Raw genomic sequence first — 22,066 nt, 5'->3', positions numbered from 1 at the left:
CCTATCGTAGAGCTGCCTCGCGAGCCCTCGGGAACCGTCTCCACAGAGAGCTCGTAGCTGCTGTCTGTTGTGGCCGTAAAAGTAAAAATCCCGTCGTAGTGCGGAGCCCAAGCGCTCAGACCAGCCTCCATAAGCGGTGCCAAGTCGCGGCCCGAGGACGAGCGGAGCTGGTAGCGCAGTGCAAAGCGTGACCACTGCCGTCCCTCGTCAAGCGTGTCGAGATAGTTGGGCTCAAAGCGCGTGGTCGGCACAGAGAGTGCGGTTGCCGTCGCTGGCCCCCCACTCCCTGCCCCAGAACACCCCGCTAGTGCTCCCAATAAAGCCAGTACCCCTACTCGAAAAGCCGCATTTTGTCGCATGATCCGCTCCCGAGTTTAGCACCTTGCAACTAGTGGGCCGGAGTGAGAATGCGGCCACAGTGCTCACAAAAGACGATACTCTCCCCACGCCGTCCTGCGTCTGCAGCCTGTGTATTGATGCGCGTGTGACAGGCCCCACAGGCATCGTCGCTGCCCACCGGAGCGCAGCCGACTCCTTGTTTTTTGCCCCGGATATTGTCGTAGCGTGTGAGAAGCTCCGCACTGCTGACCTCGGCCACGGCGGCAATCCGTGGCGCTTTCAGGCTCTCGATCTCTGCCGTCAGCTCTTTGTGCCGGGCTTCGTAGTGGGCACGCACTTTTTTAAACCGGCTCGCCTGAAGCAGCTGCTCTTTCTCTGCCGTCTCCGCGAGCGAGACAGCTTCGGCGGCGGCATCCATCGCAAGAAGGACATTTTCTTCTGCAGCATCTTTCTGCCGCACCAGCATGTCCAGCTCTTTTTGCAGATTCTCCAGCTCCCGTGAGCCCGTCACACTCCCGCTATAGAGGCGCTTCTCCTCATGCTTACGCTTGGTCTCAATCGTCTCCAGCTTCAGCTCTGTATCTTTCTGCTCCGATTGGGCTTTTATCGCCAGTGCCCGTAGCGCCTCCGCCTGTTTCTTTTTGGTGTTGTAAGCCCCTAAGGCCGCCGCACCATTGTCTGTCGCCGCCAGAGTCGCCTTGGCTTTCTCAATCTGGGAGTCTACTACCTGCAATGCCAAAAGGCTCAAAAGATCGTCACGAAGAGATTTGCTCATAGTATTATTTTCGCCTTAGGGCTTTCGCTTTCGCTTGGGATTGTAGCGGCGCAGTAAAAACGGCATCATCTGCTGGTACATTCGGCACCGGGCAACAACGCCCGGCAGGAGGCCCAGTTTCCGCTCTTTGGTGGGGTGGGAGACATCTTTCAAGACGACATCGGTCATGGGGAGGCCTTCCCCCATCACAAAGCTGGTGATCGCTAGCTCGACTCCGTAGCGGGCATCGGCGAGGCAGGGGACATTGAGAAAGACATCGCGGCGGATGGCACGCTGGCCGGAGATATTGGGAGCGAGGATCTGGGCCAGCGTGGTCCAGAAGTTGCCGCCCCGAAAGACTCCCAGCGCCATGACTTTCTCGCCGCTCCGCACAGGGGCAAGCAGGCGCTCGACGTGCTCGACGGTAAGCCCGGTGAGATCGGCATCCAGAAACAGAAGTATCTCCGCTCCCTCGGCCTCATCCGCACCGCGCTGCATGGCCGCCCCTTTGCCCTGGTTGGGGTTCTGCTGAACGACCCGTAGCTTGCCCGTCGCCACCGCAGGGTGCTGACTCGCCACCGCAAATGTATCGTCACGGGAGCCATCGTCGACCGCCACGATCGCATCTACGGAAGGCGCAGCAGCCAGCGTATCCAGAACGGGCACGATGCGACGACCTTCGTTGTAGGCCGGAACCACAGCGATAACCCTCACAGTTTCAGGAAACCCTTCACGGAGCCTTGTAGTTTCCTTTTTTGAAGTCGGTGGAGCGCTTGGTTGCAGCCTCAACACGCTTGTTGGTCATCGGGTGCGACGAAAGAAAATCGCCGAGCCTGCCTCCCCCATTTCCTCCCGTTTTCTCCCCCATCTTGGTGAAGAAGCTCGCCATCGCATCCGAGTTATAGTTCATGTTCACTAAGTACTTAAAACCAAACTCATCCGCCTGATTCTCATCGCCTCGGGAGAACTTCATCTGCTGAAGCCCCGCCGCGATCTCCGCCGCACCTTTGACGGTATTGCCACCTTTGATGAGCACATCTATAGCGGCCAGCCCAATCATCATGTCCTGGCTTTTCTTCATCTGCTTCACGGAGTGACGCTTCGTGATATGCGCAATTTCATGACCCAGCACCGATGCAAGCTCATCATCATTGGCTGCCAGCTTGATCAGGCCCGTATAAAAGTAAATGGGGCCGCCAGGCACAGCAAAGGCATTGATCTGGTCGGACTGGATCACCTTAACCGTGTAGGGAACATCCCAGTCTTTTCGGGCGAGGGGGAGAAGCTTAGCAGCGACGCGCTGAACCCGCTCGTACTCTGGGCCACGAGTGACAATCGGGCCATCGGGGAGCTTCTGCTCGTACTCCTGCGCGAACTGCTGACCGAGTTCAACCTCTTTTTGCTTAGAGGGGAGCCCTCCTTTACAGCCCACTCCGGCGAGTGCCAGTATAACCAGCGAGCCACTCCCCCATTTTTGCGTGTTCATGGTTTTTTTGGTTCTTTCTTTTTCTCGGTCTCCCAGAGGGAACCAACCTGCTTTGATAGGGATTGTACCGTACTTTGTAGCTCCCCGAGTGGGTCGGAGTTCTGCGCACCGGCATAGGCTTTTTGCGCCGTCTCTGCGGCAAGCTTCGTCTCTTTGGCAGCTTCTTCGAGCTTCTTGGCCTTGAGAAGCACCTGGGCTTTCTCCGCGTGCGCTTTCGATGCCTTGAGGAGCGCAAGCGAGTTTGTCAAGGTTGGCTTATCGGATACACTTCCTCCGCCCGCCTTACCCCGCGCGGCTTTTAGCTGGTTGACTTCCGTGCGAAGCTGGCGTACCTGCCAGATGTTCCAGGCAAGCGCCGCCGTGAGCGCGAGAAAAAACAACCAGCGCATGAGGGCACTAAAAAACTTCATTTCCTTGCCTTTGCTCCGTTTTTTCGGGGGATTTTTCTTTGCCTGCCGGGGAGTGCACCCCGCCCTGGCGAGCGTGCATCGCGTGCTTGAGCTTTAGCTCCAAAGACAGCGCAAGACGCCCCGAGGTTGCCAGGAGCTGTGAGAGAGGCTGGCCCGGCTGCGCCAGGGAGAGGCGCTTGTTGTAGCGGTCTTGCGCTCCCCACTTGTACTTATAGCCTTCGTCGCCGCGGAGAAAGTCAAAGGTCGTGGCACTATCCGCCTCAATAGCATGCTGGATCGCGTTGGCCGTTAGGACAGTTCCCGGCGAGAGCTTGGATACTTTAGGATCGAAGCCGCTGAGGTAGTAGTAGGTGGTGCGGGCTTTATGAAAACAGTAGAGAGACGCCACCGCTTTGCCATCCAGCCGGAGCGTGTGCAGGCGCAGGTTCCCGGACTCCAGAAGCGCCCACGCAGCCTCCGTATGAAAAGCGCGTGCGGCCTGTGAGGCAAAGGCCCCTGGCATCCAGCGCCCCCGCCAGCGGAGCTGGTGGAGCTCAAAAAACGCCCGTATGTCCGCTTTAAAAGACTTGTGTGAGGCGAGGCGAATCTCCAGCGCGTGCTGCTTTTCCATCGAGCGCTCGTAGTAGCCGATATTCTGGCGCAGCTTTTTATTGCGCGTTTGCAGGAAGGCTCCGTAGGTTGTCGGGAGCGGCAGATAGGGACAAGTCTCCCCCGGCCACTGCTGGGTTCCTGTCAGGTGCCGGGCGGTGCTTCCCGGCGCAATCTGCTGAAGATCCGCCCAGAGCCAGCGGTAGGGATTGCTCTGGAGCCACTCCGCCACCATGATCGCGACACCGGTCTCATGGCCAGGCAGGGCGAGAAAATCGAGATAGTCCGAGCCGCCGGTTCCGACAAGCCGCAAGACCCCAGCGGTACGATAAAACGGAGCCAGCCCGATCACGCCCGCCCCAAGCTCGCCTGTCTCCTCACAAAGTAGCGCCATGAGCTTCTTGCCGCGCTGATTATGACGCCACCAAGCGGCACTCCACTCCCAGGTTTGAAAGACGGTGGCATTGCCTGCTGCCGCCAGCCTCTTCCAGTGATTTTCAAGCTGCGCAAAGTCAGAGATACAGTGAATCTTGAGCACGGTGGCTATTGTACCTTGCCAAATGCGGAGTTTTAGGATAGTATAAATCCGATCAATTTACTAGAATTAGTCAAAATTATGACCTTTACCTCTAAAGAAGACTATGGCCTACGAGCCGTTTTAGATCTGGCCGCACAGGGAAATGCTTCACCGGTGCAGGCACGTGAGATCGCGGCACGTCAGCAAATCCCCGAGCCGTTTCTGGAGCAGCTTCTGGCGTCGCTACGCCGCGCGGAAGTCGTGCGCTCGATTCGTGGAGCAGGCGGCGGCTACGTTTTAGCGGATACTCCCGATCGGGTAACTGTGGGAGCGGTGCTGCGGGCGCTCTCCGGGCCGCTGATCCCCCACGAGCTGATCCAGGGCACGCCCGAAGAGCCCGAGTCTCTGGGTGCGATCCCCGAGGTGCAAGTGGTACGGGGGGTCTGGCGTGAGCTTCGCGCGGCCCTGCTCTCTGTCGTGGAGACGGTCACCATCGCCGAGCTTTTAGAGCGCCGCACCGCAACCCGCGATGGCTTCTTAGCCATGCATATCTAAGCAATAGGAAAAACTATGAAAATCTACAACAATCCCACTGAGCTGATTGGCAACACCCCGCTCGTGCGCCTCAACCGCGTCACCGAGGGCTCTGTCGCCGAGATTATTGTCAAGCTGGAGTATCTCAACCCAGGCCTCTCCGTAAAAGACCGTATCGGGGTCAACATGATCGAGGCAGCGGAGAAAGCGGGCCGGATCGCGCCGGGCAGAAATGTGATTGTCGAGCCGACCAGTGGCAACACGGGAATCGCGCTGGCGTTTGTGGCGGCGGCCAAGGGCTACGAGATTATCTTGGTGATGCCCGAGACGATGTCCATGGAGCGCCGCTTGCTCCTTAAGGGCTACGGCGCGACTCTGGAGCTGGTGCCCCCCAGCTACGGAATCGGGATGACCGGTGCGATTAAGAAAGCCAATGAGATCGCGGCGCAAGACCCGGAGAAGTATTTTATTCCCCAGCAGTTTGAGAACCCCGCCAACCCAGATATTCACCGGCGCACCACCGCCGAGGAGATCTGGAGAGACACCGACGGCACGGTAGACATTCTGGTCTCCGGCGTGGGCACGGGCGGAACTCTGACGGGAGTCGCGGAGGTGATCAAGGCACGTAAGCCCAGCTTTACCACGGTAGCGGTGGAGCCGACGGCCTCGCAGGTGATCCATCAGACCCTTGCGGGCGAGACACTCGCCCCCGCGCCGCATAAAATCCAGGGAATCGGGGCGGGCTTTGTTCCGGACAACCTGCACACCAGTGTCGTGGACGAGACCTTCCCGGTCGCCAACGAAGAAGCGGTCGCCATGGCACGCCGGGTGATGCGTGAAGAAGGACTCGCGGTGGGGATTTCGTCGGGCGCGGCGATCCACGCTGCCATTGAGGTGGGCAAGCGCCCCGAAAACGCCGGAAAGCGCATCGTGGTCATTGTCGCCAGCAACGCCGAGCGCTACCTCTCGACCGTCTTGTTTGAAGACCTGCGCTCCTAGCCTGGTAGTATTGAGAATAATTTAATAGCCTTCTTGGGGGGTGTTCAAGCCCCCCTTTTTGGCGTAAACTAGACCGATATGCCAGAAGCCACTACGCCCGAAGCCCTCCGCGTCCTTGTTGTTGATGACGACGAAAAAATACGACGGATCTTGCATGCCAATCTGAGCAATGCAGGCTACACCATTGAGACCGCCTCCAATGGTGCCGAGGCCATGCGCCTGCTCATGCAAGAGTCTTTTGACCTCGTCGTCGCCGATGTGGAGATGCCCGAGCTGGATGGCCTGGCGCTGGTGGCCTTAGTACGCGCCGATAGAGTGCTCCAGAACCTCCCTGTCGTCTTGCTCAGCGCCCACGACTCGGATAGCGACATGATGAAGGGCCTGCTCCAAGGGGCCGATCTCTACCTCACCAAACCCTTCCAGCCCACCGAGCTTCTTACCGCCGTCTCCCGCCTCCTGAGCGAGTGATCCCCTTCGGCCATCTCCCCAAACCCCTCTTCCCCCTGCCACTCGTTCCTCGTTGGGAAGAGGGGTTTGGGGAGATGGCCGAGCATCCAGGGGAGATGGTCAGCAGAGTGCGCTATACTACAAGATGAAATGAGTCGTCTTTCCCCCCTCTCCCCCCGCGCACTTGCTTGCGCCCCCTCGCCCACCCTCGCCATCACCGCCAAAGCCAACCAGCTCAAGGCGGACGGTCACGATGTCCTCGGCTTCGGTGCCGGGGAGCCGGACTTTGACACCCCGCAGCACATCAAAGACGCTGCCATCGAGGCGCTTGCCAAAGGCAAGACCAAGTACACGCCCTCGGCAGGCATCCCGGAGCTACGCAAGGCCATCGCCGAGAAGCTCAAGACCGATAACAACCTGGACTACGCTCCCGCCAATGTGATTGTCTCCTGCGGCGGCAAGCACACGCTCTACAATATCTTCCAGGCCATGGTCAGCGAGGGCGATGAAGTGGTGATTCCCGCGCCCTACTGGGTCAGCTACCCCGAGCAGGTCAAGCTCGCCGATGGGACGCCGGTGATTTTGCAGACCACCGATGCCACCAACTTTGCCCCTACCGTCGAGCAGCTCAAGGCCGCGATCACCCCCAAGACCAAGATCGTGATCCTCAACTCGCCCAGCAACCCTAGCGGCGCGATGTGGCCGCGTGCCACGATCGAGGCGCTAGCAGAGCTAGCCATTCAGCACGACTTCTTCGTCATCTCCGACGAGATCTACGAGAAAATTGTCTACGATAACAATGAGTTTGTCTCGATTGCGGCGCTAGGGCCGGAGATCAAGAAGCGGACATTCACGGTCAATGGGATGAGCAAAGCCTACTCCATGACCGGCTGGCGCCTCGGCTATGTCGCGGCGGAGCTGGAGTATGTCAGCGCAATGAACCGCCTGCAAGACCAGAGCACGAGCAACCCGACCAGTATCGCGCAGTGGGCGGGCCTGGCCGCGCTCACCGGCGACCAGAGCTTTCTACAAGAGTGGTGCACCGAGTTCGATGCAAGAAGAAAGCTCATTGTCGCGGGAGTCAACAGCATTTACGGCCTGAGCTGCCTGATGCCCGAGGGCGCGTTCTATGTCTTTCCGAAAGTGAGCGAGCTCTACGGCAAGATCACACCCGAGGGCAAGACGCTCACAAGCGGCGATGATGTGGCGGACTACCTGCTTGCCACGCAGAAAGTCGCCGTCGTGCCCGGCTCGGGCTTCGGGGCCGACGACTACATGCGCCTGAGCTACGCCACCAGCCGCGCCACAATCGAGAAGGGCGTTGCCCGGATCGCGGATGCCGTGGCGGCGCTGAAGTGACCGCGTTCGCCCAGCGGTGGGGATTTGCCCCGGAGAGTGTGCTGCTCACGCAGGCACTGACCCACCGCTCGGCGGCTCCCCATCCCCACTCCAACGAGCGCCTGGAGTTTCTGGGCGATGCCCTGCTCAGTGCCTATGTCGCCCGCATTCTCATGGACGCGCTCCCCGATGCTGCTGAGGGCACACTCACCCTCGCCCGCGCTAGTGTCGTAGACCGCGAGACCCAGGCCGATGTGGCGCAGTCTCTCGGCCTGCCTGAGCTGCTCCGCCTCGATCCCGGTGGCCAGAAGATGGGCCTCGCCCAGCAGACCCGCCTGCTCTCGGGAGCGTATGAGGCCGTGGTCGGGGCGCTCTACCTGGAGTGTGGCGAGTACGCTGCCTTTGCCTTTGTCCAGACCACACTGGCCGAGCCGCTCCAGCTTGTCTTGCAGAACCCTGCCGCCAAGCACCCCAAGAGCCGCCTACAAGAGGCACTCCAGGCACAGGGCCGCAAGAAGCCCGAGTACCGCCAGCTCGTCTCCGAGACCGAGACCGACTCTGTCTCCGTTGAAGTACTCTGTGAGGAGCAGCTTCTGGGCATGGGCACCGGCAGAGCACTCCGTGCGGCAGAGCGAGCCGCCGCCGAAGAAGCCCTGCTTCAGTTGACAGCATCTTAAACCTGCGGTACCCTAGTGAGGAAAAGCGCTTTGCCAGGCAAAGAAACAAAATTTCACCCCGATGGTAGCCCCATCTTTCGCATCGTCACCAGCGCTGGAGAGGCCGAGGAGCACCTTCGCGTCATCCGGCAGGCGATGGAGCGCTCGACAAAGCACTCGACCCTCTCAGGGCTCTCGGGTGTCCTGGCGGGCTGCTATGCGCTAGCGGCGGCGATCTTTGCTCCCACCAACCTGGGAACCTGGTCGGAAAAGCTGCTCTTTGTGGCGATCTGGGGAGCGACTGTCGTGCTGGCGTTTGTCACGGACGTACTCTTGACCAAGCGGAAAGCGGCACGTGTGGGGAAGAAAGCCTTCTCGGCGCTCGGGGTGCACCTGGCACGGGCCGTGGCTCCCGGCCTGCTGGCAGGCGTAGGGATTACCCTGTTTCACCTGCTGCACCCGGAGGCGCTGGGAACCTATCTCTACGGCCTGTGGATTCTCTGCTACGCCGTAGCGCTTTTAGCGATCGGGATGTTTAGTCGGCGGGAAGTCTCGGTGATGGGCTGGGCGTTTCTGGCGGCGGGCGTGATTGCGCTCCTGCTACCAGACAACTTTGTGATCGGCCCACGTGCCCTGATGGCCCTAACATTCGGGGGCTTTCATATTATCTATGGGGCGTGGATGGGCCTGAAGTACGGTTGGTAAGTGAGGAAATAAGAGAGAAAATGGCGGCAGTTCGAAAACTAGATGCAATAGATGACGTAATCCATCAGAAGGTTCGCCTTGGCGTCATGTCGAGTTTAATGGCCTCGGGAGAGTGCGACTTCAACTTCCTCAAGGCCGCTCTGGGGGTCTCGGATGGCAACCTCTCTACCCACTTAACGGTGCTGGAAGAGAGCGGCTATGTCCGTGTTACCAAAGAGTTCCACGGCAAGAAGCCCCGCACCACCTATCTCCCCACCGACTCGGGCCGCCGCGCTTTTGAAGCCTACGTGACGGCCCTAGAGGAGATGGTTCGGCGCTAGGTGCCCTACTTCTTCTTGACGTTGTAGAAGCGCATCAGGATCAGGCTATTCCACTCGCCCTTAGCCTTGTTCATCTGCACCATCACCATGTCGTTGCCCTTCCGAAACGCATGGCCTCCACGCTGTGCACCGCGCCCACCCTCTTCGGGACGAAAGCCTAGGGTCGCCATTTTCTCGTCGTACCAGGCATAGACCGTGCTCGCAGAATCTTCGGTACGGAAGCCGACAATCGCCGTTTTCTCCGCCGGGATAAACTGTCGCCCAAGGCTCATTCCTGCGCGTCCCATCCGGGTTCCCATCTCATCAAACTGCGCCTTTGAGTAGATCGGAGTATCCTCAAGATCTGCCAACGCTTGCTCTTTATTGACGGGCTTTTTCATCTCCTCTTTCATCGCATTGGTAGCCTTCGAGACCAGCACCCCAATCCCGACGGCTCCCCCAACCAGCAGCACGAGACAGCCAATGCCCGTAATCGCCCACGGGGACATCCGGCGCTTGGGCGGCGGCGGTGGGTTAAACGATGTGTCTTTTCCTAGATCAAAACTCATAATGACGACTCCTTAAAACAAAATAAACGATACACTACTTACCCGGCGTTCTCATGCGCGTGATAGTCAGCGAGCCTGACTTTGTGACGCTGATTAAAATCGTGCTGTCTTTCTGCTCATAGCGCAGCGACTGCTCTTTATCCGCAGATTTTTTCTGGTAGCCCCGCTTTTCCAGCTCTTTCTCATACCAAGAGAGCACCTCATCCGCAGGTGCACCAAGCTGAAAGGCCGCCGCTGCCATCTTAAGGTTTGTCATCCGGGCCATAGAGACCATTCCCGCACGCAGAGAGCGAGTCGTGATCTCATCCAGGGTTGCCTTGGGATGAATTGGCACATTGAGGTCGTGCAAGACGGCAGCTTTATCAATCGGCTTGGCTATTTCCTCTTTCATGTTTTTGGCAACCATGAGCCCAATGCCACCGATAGACACCACGCCTAAAGCCACCACACCTAGACAGCCAATACCCGCAAAAACCCACGGTGATAGTCGAGCCATTCTGAAAAACTCCTACGATATTGTACCCTGACGTCTCCAAAGGTTGCAGACCGCCGTGTGGGTTTCTTCGCTGAGCTGTGCAACAAGCTGGGCGGCGGGCAGAATTTCTCGGCTTAGCCCCACGCTCTGGCCCGCGTAGAGGCACATCGCCTCGATATTGCCGGTAACGCCTGGGGCAGGCAGGTTCGACGAGAGCCGACCAATCGCCTCGCCATCGCTGTAGTGTGCGATAATCTCCTCGGCCTGCTCCCAGTCCCGAAGGCACTCTAGGACACGGTGCGGCGCATCCGGCCAGCCGCCCGAGAATCTTTCGGTATAGAGCGTGTCAGCCTCCGTGGCTTCTTGGAGGCACTGCTGGTAGCGGGCGTGCACCCTTGCCTCGCGTGTTAGCAGAAACCGTGTCCCCATCCACGCCGCCTCGGCTCCGAGGGCCAGCGCGGCGGCGATCCCTCGTCCGTCGGCGATTCCTCCCGCGGCAAGCACGGGAAGCTCAGGGATGGCATCCACGACCCGTGGGACTAGAGCGAGTGTCGTGACTTTCCCCCAGACATGCCCACCCGCCTCCCAGCCCTGCGCGACGATCACATCCACGCCAACATCGGCAGCTTTTCGGGCCTCATCCGCGCTACCCACGGTGTGAAAAACCTTCCCACCAACAGAGTGAACCACCGGGATGTGCGGCCCGGGATCGCCCCAGAAAAACGAGAGTAGCTTGGCATTCTCCTCTAAGCAAATCGCCACGCGCTCAGTCATGTCCCACGCCAGTACCAAGTTCACTCCAAAGGGCCGCGTGGTCAGCGCCTGTGTCTTTCGGATCAGGGAGCGCAGCTCCGAGGGCGTGCGCCAGGTTCCCGAGAGCACTCCGAGACCTCCCGCATTACTCACGGCGGCCACCAGCTCAGGGCAAGAGGCACTGCCAATAGGAGCCTGAACCACAGGAGAGGTCAGACCAAAGTGCTCACAAAAACGATTTTTCACACGAAAAGTGTACCTACTCTTGCGAAGATTGATTTCACCCGGTATACTTCTCCCTTGGCATCCTAGGAGCGCAAACGTATTCCCATGGCAAAAAAAAGTTCAGAAAACCGCATCATCGTCACCCTCCGTTCCACGGAGAGCGGTGCAACCTACGTCACCGTTAAAAACAAGCGTAACGACCCCAACCGGATCGAGCTGAAAAAGTACGATCCCGTCCTGCGCAAGCACACGACCTTCAAGGAGACAAAGTAATGTCTAAAGTCTGCGCCATCAGTGGCCGTAAGGCCCAAGCGGGTCGCAACACCCGACACGTCCACTCAGGTCAGTGGGCCCACCGCGCCCCCAAGACCTGCCGCACCTTCCAGGTGAATCTTCAGACTGTCTCCGTTCCTGCTGAGGGCGGCGGCACCAAGAAGATCAAAGTGGCAGCTCGCATGCTCACCAGCCGTAAGTTCAAGGCGATCCTGGCAGGCCAGGCTCCCCTACCCAAGGGTGTGTAAGCAACCAGCGCTTTTTATAAAACAGCTCTCGCTCCTTTAATGGGCGAGGGCTGTTTTTTTGTCCCGCCGGTTAGAGCGGCAGGATCAGGTAGAATGCGCCAAATGAAAACGATTCTTGCCATTGCGAGCTTTGAAAAAGGCCAGGCGTTTCTGCGCCAGTGTAAAGCAGAAGGCTGGAAGACACTTCTACTCACCTCCCAGAGCCTAGAAAATGCGGACTGGCCACGCGAGTGCCTAGACGATATCTACTTCATGCCCGATGTGGACAAAGAGTGGGATCTAAATGACATGATGCATGCCGTGAGTTATCTCGCACGCACGGTCAAGATTGATAAGATCGTGCCACTCGATGACTTTGATGTCGAGAAAGCCGCGCTTCTGCGGGAGCATCTGCGCATCGGGGGCATGGGCGACACCACGGCGCGCTACTTCCGCGATAAACTCGCCATGCGCTCCAAAGCCCGTGACGGTGGCCTGGCCATCCCGCGCTTTGTCGGGGTACTCAACTACGACGAGATCCGGGCGTTTATGGCCGATGTCCCGCCGCCTTATGTCCTCAAGCCACGCACCCAGGCGGGGGCGATTGGGATCAAGAAAGTCGAGAGCGAGGCTGACCTCTGGCCCCTTTTAGACGCGCTGGGCGACCGACAGTCCTACTACTTGCTCGAAGAGTTTCTGCCCGGCACGATCTGGCACGTGGACTCTATCGTGGACGGCTCCAAAGTCCTCTGGGCACTCGTGAGCCGCTACGCCCGCCCACCGCTGGAAGTCAGTCACGAAGGCCGCGTCTTCTGCACCCAGAACGTGACCTATGGCTCCATGGAGGAGAAAGCGCTTAAAAAACTCAATGCCACGGTCTTAAAAACCCTCGGGCTCGTGCGCGGTGTCTCGCACACCGAGTACATTCAGAGTGCCGCAGATGGGCAGTTTTATTTTCTCGAGACCAGCGCCCGTGTTGGAGGTGCCCATATCGCGGACATGATCGAGGCGGCCTCTGGTCTGAATCTGTGGGCGGAGTGGGCCAAGCTGGAGGTGCGAGAGAGCTACACTCCGGAGCCGTCGCACAAGCGCTATGCCGGGCTCTTAGTCTCTCTCGCCCGTCAAGAATCCCCCGATCTATCTGGCTACAACGATCCTGAGGTCTGGTGGAAACTCGAAAAGAAGAACCACGCGGGGGTAGTTGTCGCCTCCGAAAAATACGAGCGCGTCGGCGAGCTTTTGAGCACCTATACAGAACGTTTCTACCAGGATTTCTTCCATAGCCTGCCCCCTAAAGAGAAGCATACCGACTAAGACCGCCCGGGGAATAGAATTGGTAGCCCGGCACGGGCTTTACGGCAGAGGAACGATGCCACCAGACGCTCCCTTCGAGGGGGCGGAGAGATAAAAATGAACCGAGTTTTTCATCGCTGGCATAGCCCACGCCTGAATCGTACGATGGAGCTTCTGGAGTTTGGCCATGCCGGGATGCCCGTGCTGGTCTTTCCAACATCGCTGGGCAAGTACTACGAGTACGAAGACCGGGGCATGGTTAACGCGCTCTCTGCCAAGATTGAGGCGGGCTACTTGCACCTCTACTGTGTGGATAGTGTCGATGCCGAGAGCTGGTACAACAAGAAGGTCGCGCCCTGGGATAAGATTCGGCGCCATAATGAGTACGAGGCGTATCTGCTCCATGAGGTGCTCCCCCTGATGACAGGCGGCAACGGACGTCTTGCCGTAACGGGCTGCTCGTTTGGGGGCTACCATGCCGTCAACTTTGCCCTTCGCCACCCCGATGTCGTGAGCCACTGCGTGAGCATGGGCGGTGCCTACGACATGACGAGCTTTGTGGGCGACTACCGTGGCGAGGATTTTTACTTCCACCAGCCCTTGATGTATCTCCCCCAGGATGATGATGGCTGGTACTGGGAGCGCTACCAGCAGCTAACCTTGATTCTGGCAACGGGAGAGAACGATATCTGCCGCAACGACAATATACGCCTTAGTGGGGTACTTAGTGCTCGCTCCATTCCTCACAAGCTCGATGTCTGGGGCGATAGCACGGGTCATGACTGGCCTTGGTGGCAACAGATGGCCCGAACGTACTTTTAGGAGACGCGATATAATGCAGGTTTCATGCGCCGCCCTCTCCTGACAGCGACTCTTCTTCGTCGCGCTAAAATTGCAGAAGCTACCGACCGGACGATCCTAGACAAGGCCCGCAACTTACTATGGCGCGGCCGGTGTCAGGTTGAGGAGAGCTCTCCCACAGAAGCAACGATGCTCGTGGAGGCAGGGCCACACGATAAAGCGCGGGTGCGGCTAGAGATTCTTGAAGAGGGGAGTATCGCCTGCGACTGTACCTGCCCTCTGTTTACCGGAGAGCGCCCCTGTCTGCACATTGCCACGGCGGCGATGGGACTGGAGCAGTACTTAACGTCTAATCCCCCACAGACCTGGGAGACACGCCTCCAGAGCGTCTTGGGAAGCGATGCCACTGCCACCAAGGCCAAGCGCCCCCCGCGCCTGCTCGCGTTCTCGCTCCAGCCCTCCTACCGAAACTGGCAGCTTATCCCCTACGCGATCCCACAGAGTGCACTCGGGGGTATCCTCGACCACGCAGATCATGCCGCGCTCGCCAAGCAGCTTAAAGACGAAGGCGGGCGTAACTGGCGCATGCGTAATGTGGATAGTGAGCAGCTCGAAAATGCCTCACAGGAGCTCAAGCTCGCCGTTCGCCTCGCCACCACGCAGGCCTCGTACTACAACTACTACAGCGCGGAGTCGTCGCAATTGCACTCCCTCCTGGCCCTCTTGGGAGAGGCGCTTGTCTTCACCGGCACCGATGCACTTCCCTTCCAGCACCATGTCAAGGTCAAGCCCGGGGCAGGCAGCGTGGCGCTGCACCTGAGCAACAACCCCGATGGGAGCATGATCCTCGGGCCGCGCCTGCTGATCGAGGGTGAGCCCGTGACTGTCAAGCGCCCGGAGATGGTGCTAAAAGATCCGCTCTGGCTCAAGCTGGACAGCCAGCTGGTGGGCTTTGGCTCCGTTCCCAAGTCACTGGTGACGCTCTTGGAGAGCGAGCCGGTCGTGGTTCCTGTGGAAGAGGTTCCCTATTTCCGCAGTGAGTATCTCCCGCGTGCCGCGGAGCGCCTGCCTCTCACCGGCGAGGGGCTCTTTGGCGACGAAGTGCGGGGGGTGGCCCCACAGTGCCGCCTCTATCTGAGCGAGCGGGAAAAAGAGCTAGTCGCCCAGCTTCGCTTCGGCTACGGCGAGACAGAGCTGGCCTGGCGCAAAGAATCGTCCCCAACCATGCTCCAGTACAACGAGACAACGGGACTTTTAGACCGGGTCTACCGGGATACGAGTGCGGAGATCAAGGCCTACGATGCCCTACTCACGCACGGCCTCAAGCGTGGCAACGAGGCGGGTGAGTTTACGCTCCGTGCTCGTCTGACTCCCGTAGACTTTTTGCTGCATCACCTGCCACGCCTCGTCGAGGAGAGCTTCGCGATCTTTGGCGAGGAGGCGCTCAGTAGCATTAAAGTTAACCGGAGCAAGCCGACTCTCTCGTTTAATGTCACCAGCGGAATTGACTGGTTCGATGTCGAGGGCCTCGTTGAGTTTGGGGACACGCATGCCAGCCTTAAAGAGCTGCGCCGGGCGATTAAGAAAAAAGAGCGCTACGTCAAGCTAGCCGACGGCTCGGTAGGGATGATCCCCGATGACTGGATCGAGCGGTTCCGGCATGTCTTTGCGCTGGCAGGTGAGCCCAAAGACACCGATGCCCTGCGCCTCTCGCCCCTCCATGCACTACTCTTCGAGCAAGCCATCACCGACAGCGACGGCGACGCGCAGGCCGACGAAGAGTTTGAGCGCAAGAAACGCAAGCTGCGGCAGTTTGAGAAAGTGGACGAGACTCCTCTGCCCGCTTCTCTCGATGGTGTTCTGCGCCCCTACCAAAAAGCGGGCTACGACTGGCTGCACTTTCTCAAAAACAGTGGCTTTGGTGGCTGCCTCGCTGATGACATGGGAACAGGAAAGACTCTTGCTGCCCTAGCCCTGCTTCTCTCCGTGCAGGGCCAGAGCAAGAAAGCCAGCCTGCTGGTGGTGCCGCGCTCGCTGGTCTTCAACTGGGAGCGGGAGGCAGAAAAGTTCGCACCGGGCCTGAAGCTACACCGCTACGACGACAGCAGCCGCGTGGAAGATACCAAAGCCTTTGATGGCAACGACCTCATTATTACCACCTACGGGATTCTGCTACGCGATATCGAGAAGCTCAGCAAGTACCCCTTCTTCTACGCGATCCTAGACGAAGCCCAGGCCATTAAAAACCCGCTTGCCCAGACCAGCCGCGCCTCGCGCTTGCTCAAGGCCGAGCACCGCCTGACCCTGACAGGCACGCCTATCGAGAATGGCACTGCCGAGCTCTGGAGCCAGTTTGCGTTTCTGAATCCTGGCCTGCTCGGCGGCATCGAGGTCTTTAAGGAGAACTTTCTCGCCCCGATTGAGCGCGGCAAGGATGAAAACGCGGCCTCAGCGCTCCGGGCTCTCACGCGTCCCTTTCTCCTGCGTCGCACCAAGGCCCAAGTCGCCACGGACCTGCCGCCCCGCACTGAGCGCATTATCACCGTCGAGCTAGAAGCCCCCCAGCGCAAGCTCTACGAGCAAACCCGCGATAAGTACCGTGCCCAGATCTTAGGCATCCTCGATAGTGAGGGCAGCTCCAATGCCCAGCTCCGCGTGCTCGAAGGGCTCCTGCGCCTGCGCCAGATCTGCTGCGACCCGCGCCTGATGGAGCCCACGACCAAGGTCGGCTCGGCGAAGCTGGAGGCGATCTTAGAGACGATGGAGACACTCCGTGCGGAGGGCCACAAGGCGCTGATCTTCTCGCAGTTCACGCAGATGCTGGGGCTGCTCAAAAACGAGCTGGACGCAAAATCTGTCCCCTATCTCTATTTAGATGGCCGCACCAAAGACCGTCAGGGCCGTGTGGATCAGTTCCAGGCCGACGAAAACATTCCGTTTTTCCTGATCTCTCTCAAGGCAGGCGGCGTCGGTTTGAACTTAACGGCGGCGGACTACGTGATCCACATTGACCCGTGGTGGAACCCCGCCGTCGAGCAGCAGGCATCGGATCGCACGCACCGAATCGGCCAGACCAAGCCCGTCTTTGTCTACAAGTTCCTCGCCCGCGACACGGTGGAAGAGAAGATCGTTTTGCTACAGGAGAAGAAAAAGGCTCTCGTGGACTCGATCATCCAGACCGAGCAGAGCCTCTTCAAGTCCCTCACCCGCGACGACATCTCGGCGCTGTTCTCGTAGGTTTCTGCCTCTCCCCGCCGCTGAGACGGCGACCTGGGCACCCTTTGAGTACGGGCAAGCGAAGAGGGTTCGCATGTCGCAAATGTTCGCATAGTCGGCTTCCGAGAAAAACCTTCATAGCCCTGTTCGATTTTCAATATCGACTTGAAGCATCTCGTAAACAACAGATGATACTTGTTGGTAATTCTCACGACTAAATGCCCCTTGCACTTTTGCAATTCCGCAATCTGCATAACCTTCCGTTTTTATACCAATGTAAAAGCAAGGAAAATAAACTGATCCCATTTCTATGTATACAGAATCTATATTCCTTGTTTTAATTTCTAATTTAGAAACAAGGTAATCATATAAACATTCTCCAATACAACCAATAAAATCTTTCTGAGAATAGTCTTCCACTGACAACCTGGCATCCATTAATGGGATACCATACTCTTCAATAAGAAATCGAGCAGCTTGTAAATTACCAGACTCCCGAATAATACCATCAACACTATCCCAATCTATCCTGATATTATTGACTATCATTAGTTTAAATTCTCTCTCCATGCCTGTCGCATTCCTTATGAAGTGAGGCGAGCCCGGGGGCGAGGCTCTGGAGCAGGAATGTCCAGGCCAGAAAGAGCGGGAGCCAGCGCGACGGAGCCATAAGCCGACGGTATCGTACCTCAGGAAGCGGTACAATATCCAGCAAAACATGAACGAGGAAGCGATTGATCACGACAGGCTTTTCAAAGAGCTGCTCACGACATTTTTCGTTGAGTTCATCCAAGGCTTTCTGCCCGATGTGGCCGCCTACCTCGACCCTGACAGCATTGAGTTTTTAGATAAAGAGGTCTTCACCGACATCACTGAGGGCAAGCGCTACGAGTCCGATATTGTCGTCAAGGCTCGCTTTCAAGGCAAAGAAGCATTCTTTCTGCTGATCGTGGAGAACCAATCCACGCCCCAGAGTGGCTTTCCCAGGCGCATGTTCACCTACTTTGCTCGCTTCCATGAGAAATTTGACTTGCCGATCTACCCCGTGGTGATCTACTCCTTCGATAGGCCGCGCAGGCTCCAGCCTTCACGCTACGAGGTCAGCTTCCCAGGCTTTGTGGTGAGCCGTTTTCAGTTTCGCGTGATCCAGCTCAACCGCCTGAAGTGGCGCGACTATGTGACCACGCCCAACCCGGTGGCGACGGCGCTCATGTCCAAGATGCAGATCGCGCGGCGAGATCGGGTGAAGGTGAAAGTGCAGTGCCTGCGGCTGATCGCCACGCTTCGGCTCGACCCGGCCCGCTCGCAGCTTATCGCGGGCTTTGTGCGAACCTACTTACAGATGACACGACCTGAGCTGGTGGAACTCCAGCGTGAAGTGGGGCTCTTGCCCCGAGAGGAATTAAATTCAATGTTAACACTGACCAATGAGTGGATTGAGCTAGGAGAAGAGCAGGGCATCGCCAAGGGAATTATCGAAGGTATTGAACAGGGCATGGAACGTGGCCGTGCGGTGGAGGCGCGGAGCCTGATTCTGCGCTGGGGCATCAAGCGCCTGGGGACTCCTGCTGCTAAGGTGAGCGCGGCGCTGGAAGCGTCGGACTTGGCGCGGCTGGAGGAGCTGGCGGATCGCTTGCCCGAGGCGGAGTCGTGGGAGGAGCTACTCGCCGAGTAGTGTGTGGTGCGTGCGGGGACTTACAGCAAACGGAGCTTCCTGTTTATCACTCAGAGCAGGCTCATCGGGTCGAGGTCTATGGTCATCCCGGAGCGGTCGGAGCTGGTAAGGGAGAGCAGGCCACGGCGGAGATACGTGCGGAGTGCCTCGCCGTCGGCGCACTTGAGTAGCAGATGCCAGCGGTACTTTCCCTTGAGGCGTGAGAGCGGGCACGGCGCGGGGCCGAGGACTTTGAGGCCGTCGCAGTCCTCTAAGCGATTGGCGAGGGCACGCAGGCGCACTTCCGGCAGGCGCTCGTCTTCGTCGGTGGCGATGATATTGGCGAGCCTTGCAAACGGCGGGTAGCCCAGCTCCTCTCGAAAGACGATCTCGCGCTTGTAGAAAAGCTCGTAGTCGTGCTCGGCGGCGGCGGTGATGGACTCGTGCTCCGGGTTGAAGCTCTGCACCACGACATGTCCCGGCTTGCGCCCGCGCCCCGCACGGCCCGCGACCTGGGTCAGGAGCTGGAAGGCACGCTCGCTGGCCCGAAAATCCGGGAGGTTGAGCGCGGTGTCGGCGGAGATCACACCCACCAGCGTGACGCCCGCAAAGTCTAGGCCCTTGGCGACCATCTGTGTCCCGATCAGAATGTCCGCCTCGCCTGCACGGAACTGGCGCAGCATCTTCATGTGGGCGTTTTTCTCTTGGGTCGTGTCCCGATCCATGCGAATCACCCGCGCAGTAGGAAATGCCTTCTTGATCTCCTCCTCGATCTTCTCCGTGCCAATGCCAAACGGGCGAAGTCTATTCCCGTTGCAGTTGGGGCACATATCCGGGGCGGGACGCTCGTAGTTGCAGTGGTGGCAGACCAGCTTGGCGGCGCGCTGATGGTAGGTCAGCGAGACCTCGCAGTCCGGGCAGCGGGTGGTGTAGCCACAGTCGCGGCAGAGCAGAAACATCGAGAAGCCGCGCCGGTTGAGAAAGAGAATGGTCTGCTCGTGCTTTTCCAGGCGCTCGGTGATTCCTTCCAGCAGCGGCTGGGCAAAGAGCGCGGGCTGGTTCTTCTTAAAGCCCTCGCGCAGGTCGACAATCTCGACGGAGGGCAGAGGCCGCGAGAGTGCCCTCTCTCGCAAGGGCAGGAAGCCATACTCGCCTTTTTCGGCCTTGTAGAACGTCTCCACCGACGGTGTCGCGGAGCCCAGAATCACGGTCGCGCCGGTGGCTCTCGCGCGGGCAATGGCCACCTCCCGCGCGTGGTAGCGCGGCGCGGGCTGGTCTTGCTTGTAGCTGCTCTCGTGCTCTTCGTCCACCACGATCAGCCCGACATTGGGCAGCGGGCAAAAGATCGCCGAGCGCGCCCCGACCACCACATCGGCCTCGCCACGTGCAATGCGCTGCCACTCGTCGCGCCGCTCGCCCAGGGAGAGATTGGAGTGCAGCACCGCAACCCGATCGCCAATACGCGAGCGAAAGCTATCCACCACCTGAGCCGTGAGCGCGATCTCCGGCACCAGCACCAGCGCGGTTCGTCCACGGCGGCGCGTCTCGGCAATCGCACGCAGATACACCTCGGTCTTACCGGAGCCCGTGACGCCATAGAGGAGCGCGACATTGTGCGCCCGCGAGTCCAGCCGTTTTTTGATCTCCTCCAGCGCGATTTTTTGCTCGGGCATGAGCTCGGGGGCGACCACGGCGCTAGTGCTGAGCGAGTAAGGCCGCCGCCGCTCGGTGAGCACCTCCATGGAGATTAGCTCGTCGGCCTCGAGTTTCTTAAGCGCCGCCGCCGAGACGCCCGCCTCGGCGATGAGCTTACTGACCGGCAGCGGCCCGCCGCCCGCACTGGAGAGCGCCCGCAGGAGCTTGGCCTGCGCCGGGGCTTTCGCCTCACGGGCCTTTGCCGCGTCTTCGGCATCGTCCCAGACCACAAGAAGCCGCGCCGCCTTCACCCGCTTTGCCCCCGTGCGCGGCGGCTCCACCGTCCAGATGTCGCGCAGGAGATTGCGTTCCCGCAGCAGCTTCACCGGCGAGTCCACGCGGCTGGCGACTAATTCTGCTAATTCTTCTAAAGTCGCCGCCTCGCTTGGGCAGCCTGCCAGCGTCTCGATCACAAGGCGGTGCGAAGCCGTGGTAATTTCAGGGAGCTTCTCTTCCCAGCCCGGCACCAGCTGCACACGGCGGATCAGATGCGCGGCCTGCGAGTCGGGGATGACGGAGCGCACCGCCGTCGCGAGATCACAAAAATACTCCCGCGCCATCCACTGCGCCGTCTGGAGCACCGCCTTGGGCAGGCTCGCGCCATCCCCCAGAACTTTCGCCTTGATCGGCTTGATAATACTGGGATCGAGCCCCTCTGGCGGCGCGTCCTCCCGGCTCATCACATAGCCAATCGCCTCCTGACGGCCAAAAGGCACCACCACGCAGTCCCCCACCGTCAGCTCATCCAGCTCCTCCGGAACCCGATAGGTCAGCGGCTGCTTGATTCCAGGGGCTTCGACATTGACGACAAGGGAGGCATACACGAGGGCTAGGCCGCCCGTTGTAGCGCGTAGGGCTGAATCAGAATCTCCGCCGGAAGTCCGAGGCCTGTGTGCAAGCGCCGGATCATCTCCACGCTCAGGGGACGGCGGCGGTTCAGCACCTCAGCGACCCGGCCACGTGCCCCGATAAACGGCTCTAGGTCACGGCGTGTTAGCCCCCGGCTCTCCATCCAGTACTCAATCGCATCCACGGGATCGGGCGGCAGGATGGGAAAGTGCTTCCGCTCATAGGCCTCGACCAGCGTCACCAGAACCTCTAAGCGATCCCCCTCAGGAGTGCCTGGCGTAGCATCGAAGAGCCCCTCAATCTCGGTGAGAGTCTCACGATAAATGGTGTCGTTGTGGATAGGGCGAATGTCCATAGGAATTACTCAGATCGTTGTCGCGTCTATTCGGTCATACTCGACATGCGTTCCTATAAACCGAATGTAGGCCATCCCGTAGCTATAGTTAATCTTGACGATCAGCCGATAGGTATTTCCCTTGATATTGAACACCACACGGTTATCAGGCAGGATACTGGCCGTCGCATACACACGGGTAATATCCCCTGGTGACTGCCATTGTGACTCTTCTGCATCTTTGTACCATGCACGAAGGACTCCCTCAGCATCGGCATGAGACTGCCAGAACTCTCGCAGACGACTTAGAGCAATCACACGCATAGCAACAGAGCCAGTTTACCCTGATCCCTTTTTGGGTGCAAGGCAATTTTAGAGGATGCTCGTCAACTTGTCCAAAGTCTTTCTCGGACAGTAGGGTTCGCAGGCGCAGGATCGCCTCGTGGACGCGGCTCTGAACGGTGCCTTGAGGGACATAGAGCTGAGGCGCGTGAGATGAGCGCTGATCGCATTGCCGGGTGCGGTATCGGTTTCAAGAAGCGGCAAGGCTTGCGGAGGTGCACTTCGGAGCCGCTTGCGCCAGCAGTTGAGTGCCACGGCGTGCAGGAAAGTTGCCAGTTTGGCGCGCCC

At 59.1% G+C, this 22,066-nt stretch carries 26 protein-coding genes; 13 read left to right on the top strand and 13 right to left on the bottom strand.

Annotated elements, in window-relative coordinates; genetic code table 11:
* From AC1XOS_RS06245 to AC1XOS_RS06220, 6 genes are all read right to left on the bottom strand, one after another.
* Nucleotides 1-359, bottom strand: a 359-nt coding sequence (locus AC1XOS_RS06245) for a hypothetical protein (RefSeq protein ID WP_481961360.1), incomplete at its 3' end; no start/stop codon positions are given.
* A 29-nt stretch (nucleotides 360-388) separates the two neighbouring features.
* The gene (locus AC1XOS_RS06240) at nucleotides 389-1,114 is read right to left on the bottom strand and encodes a zinc ribbon domain-containing protein (RefSeq protein ID WP_481961359.1); all 726 of its coding nucleotides are present in this window, start codon (nucleotides 1,112-1,114) and stop codon (nucleotides 389-391) included.
* A gap of 15 nt (nucleotides 1,115-1,129) precedes the next feature.
* Complete coding sequence (locus tag AC1XOS_RS06235; protein ID WP_481961358.1) at nucleotides 1,130-1,807, bottom strand: glycosyltransferase family 2 protein; 678 nt, start codon at nucleotides 1,805-1,807, stop codon at nucleotides 1,130-1,132.
* Nucleotides 1,808-1,823: 16 nt separating this feature from the next.
* Entirely contained in the window at nucleotides 1,824-2,579 is a 756-nt protein-coding gene (locus AC1XOS_RS06230) for a M48 family metallopeptidase (protein ID WP_481961357.1), read from the bottom strand.
* Complete coding sequence (locus AC1XOS_RS06225; RefSeq protein WP_481961356.1) at nucleotides 2,576-2,989, bottom strand: hypothetical protein; 414 nt, start codon at nucleotides 2,987-2,989, stop codon at nucleotides 2,576-2,578. The genes AC1XOS_RS06230 and AC1XOS_RS06225 overlap by 4 nt, the downstream gene beginning before the upstream one ends.
* Nucleotides 2,976-4,115, bottom strand: coding sequence for a GNAT family N-acetyltransferase (locus AC1XOS_RS06220; protein ID WP_481961355.1), 1,140 nt, complete (start codon nucleotides 4,113-4,115; stop codon nucleotides 2,976-2,978). The genes AC1XOS_RS06225 and AC1XOS_RS06220 overlap by 14 nt, the downstream gene beginning before the upstream one ends.
* A 78-nt stretch (nucleotides 4,116-4,193) precedes the next feature.
* On the opposite strand from AC1XOS_RS06220, the gene AC1XOS_RS06215 reads away from it, so the two are divergent.
* The 7 genes from AC1XOS_RS06215 to AC1XOS_RS06185 all read left to right on the top strand — a co-directional run bounded on the left by AC1XOS_RS06215 (nucleotide 4,194) and on the right by AC1XOS_RS06185 (nucleotide 9,093).
* Nucleotides 4,194-4,649 carry an RrF2 family transcriptional regulator gene (locus AC1XOS_RS06215; RefSeq protein ID WP_481961354.1) on the top strand — a complete coding sequence of 152 codons (456 nt, stop codon included), beginning with the start codon at nucleotides 4,194-4,196 and terminating at the stop codon, nucleotides 4,647-4,649.
* 15 nt (nucleotides 4,650-4,664) lie between these two features.
* Nucleotides 4,665-5,627, top strand: a complete 963-nt coding sequence (cysK, locus tag AC1XOS_RS06210; RefSeq protein ID WP_481961353.1) for a cysteine synthase A — start codon at nucleotides 4,665-4,667, stop codon at nucleotides 5,625-5,627.
* A 78-nt stretch (nucleotides 5,628-5,705) separates the two neighbouring features.
* The gene (locus AC1XOS_RS06205; protein WP_481961352.1) at nucleotides 5,706-6,095 is read left to right on the top strand and encodes a response regulator; all 390 of its coding nucleotides are present in this window, start codon (nucleotides 5,706-5,708) and stop codon (nucleotides 6,093-6,095) included.
* 129 nt (nucleotides 6,096-6,224) lie between these two features.
* Nucleotides 6,225-7,433, top strand: coding sequence for a pyridoxal phosphate-dependent aminotransferase (locus AC1XOS_RS06200; protein ID WP_481961351.1), 1,209 nt, complete (start codon nucleotides 6,225-6,227; stop codon nucleotides 7,431-7,433).
* Nucleotides 7,430-8,089 carry a ribonuclease III gene (rnc, locus tag AC1XOS_RS06195; RefSeq protein WP_481961350.1) on the top strand — a complete coding sequence of 220 codons (660 nt, stop codon included), beginning with the start codon at nucleotides 7,430-7,432 and terminating at the stop codon, nucleotides 8,087-8,089. The genes AC1XOS_RS06200 and rnc overlap by 4 nt, the downstream gene beginning before the upstream one ends.
* Nucleotides 8,090-8,119: 30 nt before the next feature.
* Nucleotides 8,120-8,773 carry a hypothetical protein gene (locus AC1XOS_RS06190; RefSeq protein WP_481961349.1) on the top strand — a complete coding sequence of 218 codons (654 nt, stop codon included), beginning with the start codon at nucleotides 8,120-8,122 and terminating at the stop codon, nucleotides 8,771-8,773.
* Nucleotides 8,774-8,793: 20 nt separating this feature from the next.
* Complete coding sequence (locus AC1XOS_RS06185; RefSeq protein ID WP_481961348.1) at nucleotides 8,794-9,093, top strand: winged helix-turn-helix domain-containing protein; 300 nt, start codon at nucleotides 8,794-8,796, stop codon at nucleotides 9,091-9,093.
* A gap of 5 nt (nucleotides 9,094-9,098) precedes the next feature.
* Here the strand turns inward: AC1XOS_RS06185 and AC1XOS_RS06180 are convergent, their stop codons facing one another.
* From AC1XOS_RS06180 to AC1XOS_RS06170, 3 genes are read right to left on the bottom strand one after another with little or no spacing between them, the layout of a single operon-like run.
* Nucleotides 9,099-9,641, bottom strand: a complete 543-nt coding sequence (locus AC1XOS_RS06180; protein ID WP_481961347.1) for a hypothetical protein — start codon at nucleotides 9,639-9,641, stop codon at nucleotides 9,099-9,101.
* 34 nt (nucleotides 9,642-9,675) lie between these two features.
* Entirely contained in the window at nucleotides 9,676-10,137 is a 462-nt protein-coding gene (locus AC1XOS_RS06175; RefSeq protein WP_481961346.1) for a hypothetical protein, read from the bottom strand.
* Nucleotides 10,138-10,149: 12 nt separating this feature from the next.
* On the bottom strand, nucleotides 10,150-11,115 hold the full coding sequence (locus AC1XOS_RS06170) for an NAD(P)H-dependent flavin oxidoreductase (RefSeq protein ID WP_481961345.1): 966 nt from the start codon (nucleotides 11,113-11,115) through the stop codon (nucleotides 10,150-10,152).
* Nucleotides 11,116-11,199: 84 nt separating this feature from the next.
* Between AC1XOS_RS06170 and rpmG the strand changes: the two genes are divergently transcribed.
* From rpmG to AC1XOS_RS06145, 5 genes are all read left to right on the top strand, one after another.
* A complete protein-coding gene (gene rpmG / locus AC1XOS_RS06165) occupies nucleotides 11,200-11,367 on the top strand; it encodes a 50S ribosomal protein L33 (protein WP_309712987.1) in 168 nt (55 codons plus the stop codon).
* Nucleotides 11,367-11,615 (top strand): large ribosomal subunit protein bL28, encoded by a 249-nt coding sequence (locus AC1XOS_RS06160; RefSeq protein ID WP_481961344.1) that lies wholly within the window; start codon nucleotides 11,367-11,369, stop codon nucleotides 11,613-11,615. Before rpmG ends, AC1XOS_RS06160 begins: the two co-directional genes overlap by 1 nt.
* A gap of 102 nt (nucleotides 11,616-11,717) precedes the next feature.
* Nucleotides 11,718-12,908 (top strand): ATP-grasp domain-containing protein, encoded by a 1,191-nt coding sequence (locus AC1XOS_RS06155; protein WP_481961343.1) that lies wholly within the window; start codon nucleotides 11,718-11,720, stop codon nucleotides 12,906-12,908.
* A gap of 96 nt (nucleotides 12,909-13,004) precedes the next feature.
* Nucleotides 13,005-13,709, top strand: coding sequence for an esterase family protein (locus AC1XOS_RS06150; RefSeq protein ID WP_481961342.1), 705 nt, complete (start codon nucleotides 13,005-13,007; stop codon nucleotides 13,707-13,709).
* 24 nt (nucleotides 13,710-13,733) lie between these two features.
* Nucleotides 13,734-16,925, top strand: coding sequence for a DEAD/DEAH box helicase (locus AC1XOS_RS06145; RefSeq protein WP_481961341.1), 3,192 nt, complete (start codon nucleotides 13,734-13,736; stop codon nucleotides 16,923-16,925).
* A 114-nt stretch (nucleotides 16,926-17,039) separates the two neighbouring features.
* Here the strand turns inward: AC1XOS_RS06145 and AC1XOS_RS06140 are convergent, their stop codons facing one another.
* The gene (locus tag AC1XOS_RS06140; RefSeq protein WP_481961340.1) at nucleotides 17,040-17,453 is read right to left on the bottom strand and encodes a hypothetical protein; all 414 of its coding nucleotides are present in this window, start codon (nucleotides 17,451-17,453) and stop codon (nucleotides 17,040-17,042) included.
* Between the two features lie 169 nt (nucleotides 17,454-17,622).
* Here AC1XOS_RS06140 and AC1XOS_RS06135 point away from each other — a divergent pair, with 169 nt between their 5' ends.
* Nucleotides 17,623-18,579, top strand: coding sequence for an Rpn family recombination-promoting nuclease/putative transposase (locus AC1XOS_RS06135; RefSeq protein ID WP_481961339.1), 957 nt, complete (start codon nucleotides 17,623-17,625; stop codon nucleotides 18,577-18,579).
* A gap of 50 nt (nucleotides 18,580-18,629) precedes the next feature.
* Here AC1XOS_RS06135 and priA read toward each other — a convergent pair whose 3' ends face one another.
* Genes priA through AC1XOS_RS06120 form a run of 3 tightly spaced genes read right to left on the bottom strand, consistent with a single transcriptional unit; the run spans nucleotide 18,630 to nucleotide 21,760 of the window.
* Nucleotides 18,630-21,077, bottom strand: coding sequence for a primosomal protein N' (gene priA, locus AC1XOS_RS06130; RefSeq protein ID WP_481961338.1), 2,448 nt, complete (start codon nucleotides 21,075-21,077; stop codon nucleotides 18,630-18,632).
* Nucleotides 21,078-21,082: 5 nt separating this feature from the next.
* Nucleotides 21,083-21,457 (bottom strand): helix-turn-helix domain-containing protein, encoded by a 375-nt coding sequence (locus AC1XOS_RS06125; RefSeq protein WP_481961337.1) that lies wholly within the window; start codon nucleotides 21,455-21,457, stop codon nucleotides 21,083-21,085.
* Between the two features lie 9 nt (nucleotides 21,458-21,466).
* A complete protein-coding gene (locus AC1XOS_RS06120) occupies nucleotides 21,467-21,760 on the bottom strand; it encodes a type II toxin-antitoxin system HigB family toxin (RefSeq protein WP_481961336.1) in 294 nt (97 codons plus the stop codon).
* Nucleotides 21,761-22,066: the final 306 nt, after the last annotated feature.

Source organism: Armatimonas sp. (genome assembly GCF_964826245.1).
Note: the sequence above shows the minus strand (reverse complement) of the source record. Positions and strands in the feature narration are given on the sequence as shown.

What these genes read in the sequence shown, in the direction of transcription:
- AC1XOS_RS06240 (WP_481961359.1), bottom strand. Translation starts at nt 1,114, where the DNA reads ATGAGCAAATCTCTTCGTGACGATCTTTTGAGCCTTTTGGCATTGCAG.
- AC1XOS_RS06230 (WP_481961357.1), bottom strand. Translation starts at nt 2,579, where the DNA reads ATGAACACGCAAAAATGGGGGAGTGGCTCGCTGGTTATACTGGCACTC.
- AC1XOS_RS06225 (WP_481961356.1), bottom strand. Translation starts at nt 2,989, where the DNA reads ATGAAGTTTTTTAGTGCCCTCATGCGCTGGTTGTTTTTTCTCGCGCTC.
- AC1XOS_RS06215 (WP_481961354.1), top strand. Translation starts at nt 4,194, where the DNA reads ATGACCTTTACCTCTAAAGAAGACTATGGCCTACGAGCCGTTTTAGAT.
- cysK (WP_481961353.1), top strand. Translation starts at nt 4,665, where the DNA reads ATGAAAATCTACAACAATCCCACTGAGCTGATTGGCAACACCCCGCTC.
- AC1XOS_RS06205 (WP_481961352.1), top strand. Translation starts at nt 5,706, where the DNA reads ATGCCAGAAGCCACTACGCCCGAAGCCCTCCGCGTCCTTGTTGTTGAT.
- AC1XOS_RS06200 (WP_481961351.1), top strand. Translation starts at nt 6,225, where the DNA reads ATGAGTCGTCTTTCCCCCCTCTCCCCCCGCGCACTTGCTTGCGCCCCC.
- AC1XOS_RS06185 (WP_481961348.1), top strand. Translation starts at nt 8,794, where the DNA reads ATGGCGGCAGTTCGAAAACTAGATGCAATAGATGACGTAATCCATCAG.
- AC1XOS_RS06180 (WP_481961347.1), bottom strand. Translation starts at nt 9,641, where the DNA reads ATGAGTTTTGATCTAGGAAAAGACACATCGTTTAACCCACCGCCGCCG.
- AC1XOS_RS06175 (WP_481961346.1), bottom strand. Translation starts at nt 10,137, where the DNA reads ATGGCTCGACTATCACCGTGGGTTTTTGCGGGTATTGGCTGTCTAGGT.
- rpmG (WP_309712987.1), top strand. Translation starts at nt 11,200, where the DNA reads ATGGCAAAAAAAAGTTCAGAAAACCGCATCATCGTCACCCTCCGTTCC.
- AC1XOS_RS06160 (WP_481961344.1), top strand. Translation starts at nt 11,367, where the DNA reads ATGTCTAAAGTCTGCGCCATCAGTGGCCGTAAGGCCCAAGCGGGTCGC.
- AC1XOS_RS06155 (WP_481961343.1), top strand. Translation starts at nt 11,718, where the DNA reads ATGAAAACGATTCTTGCCATTGCGAGCTTTGAAAAAGGCCAGGCGTTT.
- AC1XOS_RS06150 (WP_481961342.1), top strand. Translation starts at nt 13,005, where the DNA reads ATGAACCGAGTTTTTCATCGCTGGCATAGCCCACGCCTGAATCGTACG.
- AC1XOS_RS06145 (WP_481961341.1), top strand. Translation starts at nt 13,734, where the DNA reads ATGCGCCGCCCTCTCCTGACAGCGACTCTTCTTCGTCGCGCTAAAATT.
- AC1XOS_RS06140 (WP_481961340.1), bottom strand. Translation starts at nt 17,453, where the DNA reads ATGATAGTCAATAATATCAGGATAGATTGGGATAGTGTTGATGGTATT.
- AC1XOS_RS06135 (WP_481961339.1), top strand. Translation starts at nt 17,623, where the DNA reads ATGAACGAGGAAGCGATTGATCACGACAGGCTTTTCAAAGAGCTGCTC.
- AC1XOS_RS06125 (WP_481961337.1), bottom strand. Translation starts at nt 21,457, where the DNA reads ATGGACATTCGCCCTATCCACAACGACACCATTTATCGTGAGACTCTC.
- AC1XOS_RS06120 (WP_481961336.1), bottom strand. Translation starts at nt 21,760, where the DNA reads ATGCGTGTGATTGCTCTAAGTCGTCTGCGAGAGTTCTGGCAGTCTCAT.